General features: G+C 44.9%; 4 protein-coding genes. All 4 read right to left on the minus strand.

Annotated features, from left to right (window positions below; translation table 11 throughout):
* Nucleotides 1-786, minus strand: a 786-nt coding sequence (locus VIP81_RS06370; RefSeq protein ID WP_331957637.1) for an STN domain-containing protein, incomplete at its 3' end; no start/stop codon positions are given.
* Between the two features lie 251 nt (nucleotides 787-1,037).
* On the minus strand, nucleotides 1,038-2,144 hold the full coding sequence (locus VIP81_RS06375; RefSeq protein ID WP_331957638.1) for a FecR family protein: 1,107 nt from the start codon (nucleotides 2,142-2,144) through the stop codon (nucleotides 1,038-1,040).
* Between the two features lie 84 nt (nucleotides 2,145-2,228).
* Nucleotides 2,229-2,789 carry an RNA polymerase sigma-70 factor gene (locus VIP81_RS06380; protein WP_331957639.1) on the minus strand — a complete coding sequence of 187 codons (561 nt, stop codon included), beginning with the start codon at nucleotides 2,787-2,789 and terminating at the stop codon, nucleotides 2,229-2,231.
* Nucleotides 2,790-2,960: 171 nt separating this feature from the next.
* A partial coding sequence (locus tag VIP81_RS06385; protein ID WP_331957640.1) for an SDR family oxidoreductase occupies nucleotides 2,961-3,415 on the minus strand: 455 nt, incomplete at its 5' end.

The raw sequence follows: 3,415 nt of genomic DNA on the forward strand, positions 1-3,415 counted from the left end.
GAGCGGAGAGTTACCGGCCGTCAGCGTTCCATTACCACGAATACGGATAACAGGTGAGGAAGAAGGATCTCCGGAGGCATTACCAACGAAAACACCACTTACTTTACCCTGCAACATTTTATCCATGCTGCTGGCGGTAACGTCTTTCAGTTTGGCACCGCTTACTGCCTGTGCAGCGCCGGTGAGGTTTTTGGTGGTAGTAGTAGTATACCCCATTACAACTACCTCTTCCAGTTTTTTGGTATCTCCATCCAGTTTAACGTTAATGTCGGAACGACCACCTACCGCTACTTTCTGCGGTACATAGCCAATATAGGAGAATACCAGTACACTGGTTTCAGCAGGTGCCTGGATGGTATATTTACCGGTAGCATCAGTCACGGTACCAATGCTGGTGCCCTCCACAGATACAGTTACACCTGGCAACGGATCTTTGGTGGTAGCATCTGTTACATAGCCTGTTACTTTTACCTGTGCGGTACCGGATGGAGTAATCACTACCAGGTTATTTTCCAGCACACGATAGGTAACGTTGGAGCTATTGAAGAGCAACTTCATGACATCATTGATCTGTTTATCTTTCACATCAATGGTCACTGCCTTATTGAGGTCAGCGAAGTTCTCGTTATAGAAGAAGCGGTAATTACTACTATTCTCAATTAGTTTAAATACCTCTTTCACGCTTGCATTTTCAGCATGTAGTTCTTTAATTTTCTCCTGCGCAGAAACGCTGGCGGATACTTGTAAAAAACCTCCGAAAATCAGCAGACCTGTCAATTTCGTCATGAGCAATAATTTTCGCCCGGGGCAAAAAAATGCCGCCAGGTTTGCAGTGGATTTCATAAACTTGTATAGATTTTAGTTAAACGAATGATTACGGTGATACGGCCCGTCGCAAAGGCTATTCACCAACACGTGATTTTCGTTGATTGGGGGTGAGTCGCATCACTCCCAATTTTTTTTCATTTGTTCATGTCCGGCATGTAAGCAGTTTTACAGGTGATTGAATGATGATTCTCCTATATATTTTCCGGTTATTACCGTGTCTTAAATGCTTTTATATATTTTTCTTTTAGCTCATTGTCCATGGCCAGGGTCACGATCCCCTTGTCTATGGTATATTTCATTGGAGCTGTGAGCTTCAGGATGTTGAGTACCTGTTCCAGTGTTTCCTTACGGAAAGTACCACTGAAGCGGTATTCCTTGAGTTCCTGTTCTGCAAAAATCACCTTAACATTAAACCGTCGTTCCATGGTTACCGCCAGTTCGTCCATGGTTTGAGCGGCTACTATCCAGTTACCGTCTTTCCAGGCAGTATATATTTCTGTGTTGTTCACTTCCCGGCTTTCTATCGGAGCAGCTGTGACGCTGTCTCCGGTAGCTGCCGGTATTTTCATATGTTCACTGTCCCTGCCTGTCAACGGCTTTTTATACACAACATGTTGATGTGGCTTCATCATGAGTCCGAAAGGGGTGATTGTTTTGCTGCCATCAATTTTCACTTCTCCGTCTACCAGCGTAGTCACCACGGTTTTATCTTCCGGATATGCCTTTACATTGAAAGAGGTACCCAGCGCGAGTATTCTCAGGTCGGAAGCCCTTACTGTAAAAGGTTTCTGGGCATTGGTATGCACTTTAAAGAAAGCTTCTCCTTCCAGTTTTACTTCCCGGCTATTGCCATTATAGGACTGTGCGTATTGCAGTTTGCTGCCGGCATTCAGCCATACTTCCGTACCATCAGACAATTCAATTTTGGTAGTGGCCCCTTTTGGGCTGGTTACCGTTACTATGGCATTGTTATTCTTTTCTTTTTTCAGAGATGACCAACCATATACCAGGCCACCACCGATTAAAAAGGGCAGTGTATAGGAAGCGGCTACGCGGAAATAATACCTCCATCTGTTCACCACAACAGGCGGCTCAATGGCTGTCCTGTACTGCATACTGTCCCAGGCGGCAGTGGTATCATATGTTCCTGACGCTGTGGCCTGCCATACATCCCTTAGTTGCAGAAAGTAGGACCTGTTCTCTGCCAGCGCATTGATCCAGTGTTCCAGTACTTTTTGCTCCTCCGCGGAAATATTACCGGATAAAAAGCGTGCAATCAGGTCATCTACCTGCTCCTGTGTATAGTTAGCCCCCATAATATAGAAAACAAGTACTAAGACAATATTTAGTATCGCATAGGGTGACAAGCGTCGAAAAAAAATTATTTTTTATTTAACATACTACCTGAGATGAGGAAGTAATTCATCCCGTAACCGTTGCAGGGCGCGGGTCATCTGGGTTTTTACGGTATTGATGGAGATACCTAAATGGCGGGATATTTCAGGATAACTGAGTTGTTCAAATCTGCTGAGACGGAAAACATCCTGGCATTGGGGTGGTAATTTGCGGATGGCTTTTTCTGCAAGCAGTTCCAGTTCTGACGTTTCGAGTTTTTCTGCCGGTGAATGTGAGGGCAGGCTGAAGAGGGCGATACGGGATTCCAGTTGTTCCAATAATTCGTGGCTGTACTGTGCCCTGATCCTGTTTTGTTTAATAAAATTGAGGCAGTTATTTTGTACAGCTCTGTACAGGTATGCCTTTTCGGATACCTGAATGTCCAATCCATCATACTTCTCCCATATTTTCATAAAGGTGTCCTGCACAATTTCTTCTGCCAGTTCATGTCTATTTACAAAATCATAAGCAAATGTGCAGAGCGCAGGGTAGTACGTTTTGAATAGCAATTCAAAAGTTGGCATTTGACGTTGTTGCTGGGCAATATTTTTACTGACTTCCTCCAAGTTGTCTCCGAATCTCTTCACCAGTATGTTCACTGTGCCGAAAAGATACGACAAAGGAGTGAAAAGCAGAAAGGCAAAAGCAAAAAGCTACCACAAAGGGAACTCAGGCGCAAAAATATCCGCTTAGATCTCCTTCATAATAGCTTTTTGCTTTTGCCTTTCTGCTTTCAGCTACATGCACAGGCCTCCGCAGGTGCTGATGGTCTGGCCAGTTACATAGCTGCTCATGTCGGATGCCAGGAACAGGCAAACATTGGCAATGTCTTCCGGTGTACCGAAACGGGCCAGCGGAATTTGTTGAATATAGTTAGCAGCGCCCTCCCCTTCTTTGAGGTAGCTGGTCATATCTGTTTCTACGAAACCTGGTGCCACTGCATTGCAACGGATGTTACGGCTGCCCAGTTCCTGTGCGATGGACTTGGTAAATCCGATAATACCTGCTTTGGAAGCAGCATAGCTGCTTTGTCCGGCGTTACCCATAATACCAATTACGGAACTCATATTAATAATACTGCCGATCTTCGCCTTCATCATAGGGCGTATCACCTGTTTGGTCATGTTATATACGCTCTTCAGGTTGATGTTCATCACATCATCCCATTGATCGGGGCTCATGCGCAGCAGCA

Origin of the sequence: Chitinophaga sp. (assembly GCF_036566945.1) — a bacterium.
Lineage (GTDB): Bacteria > Bacteroidota > Bacteroidia > Chitinophagales > Chitinophagaceae > Chitinophaga.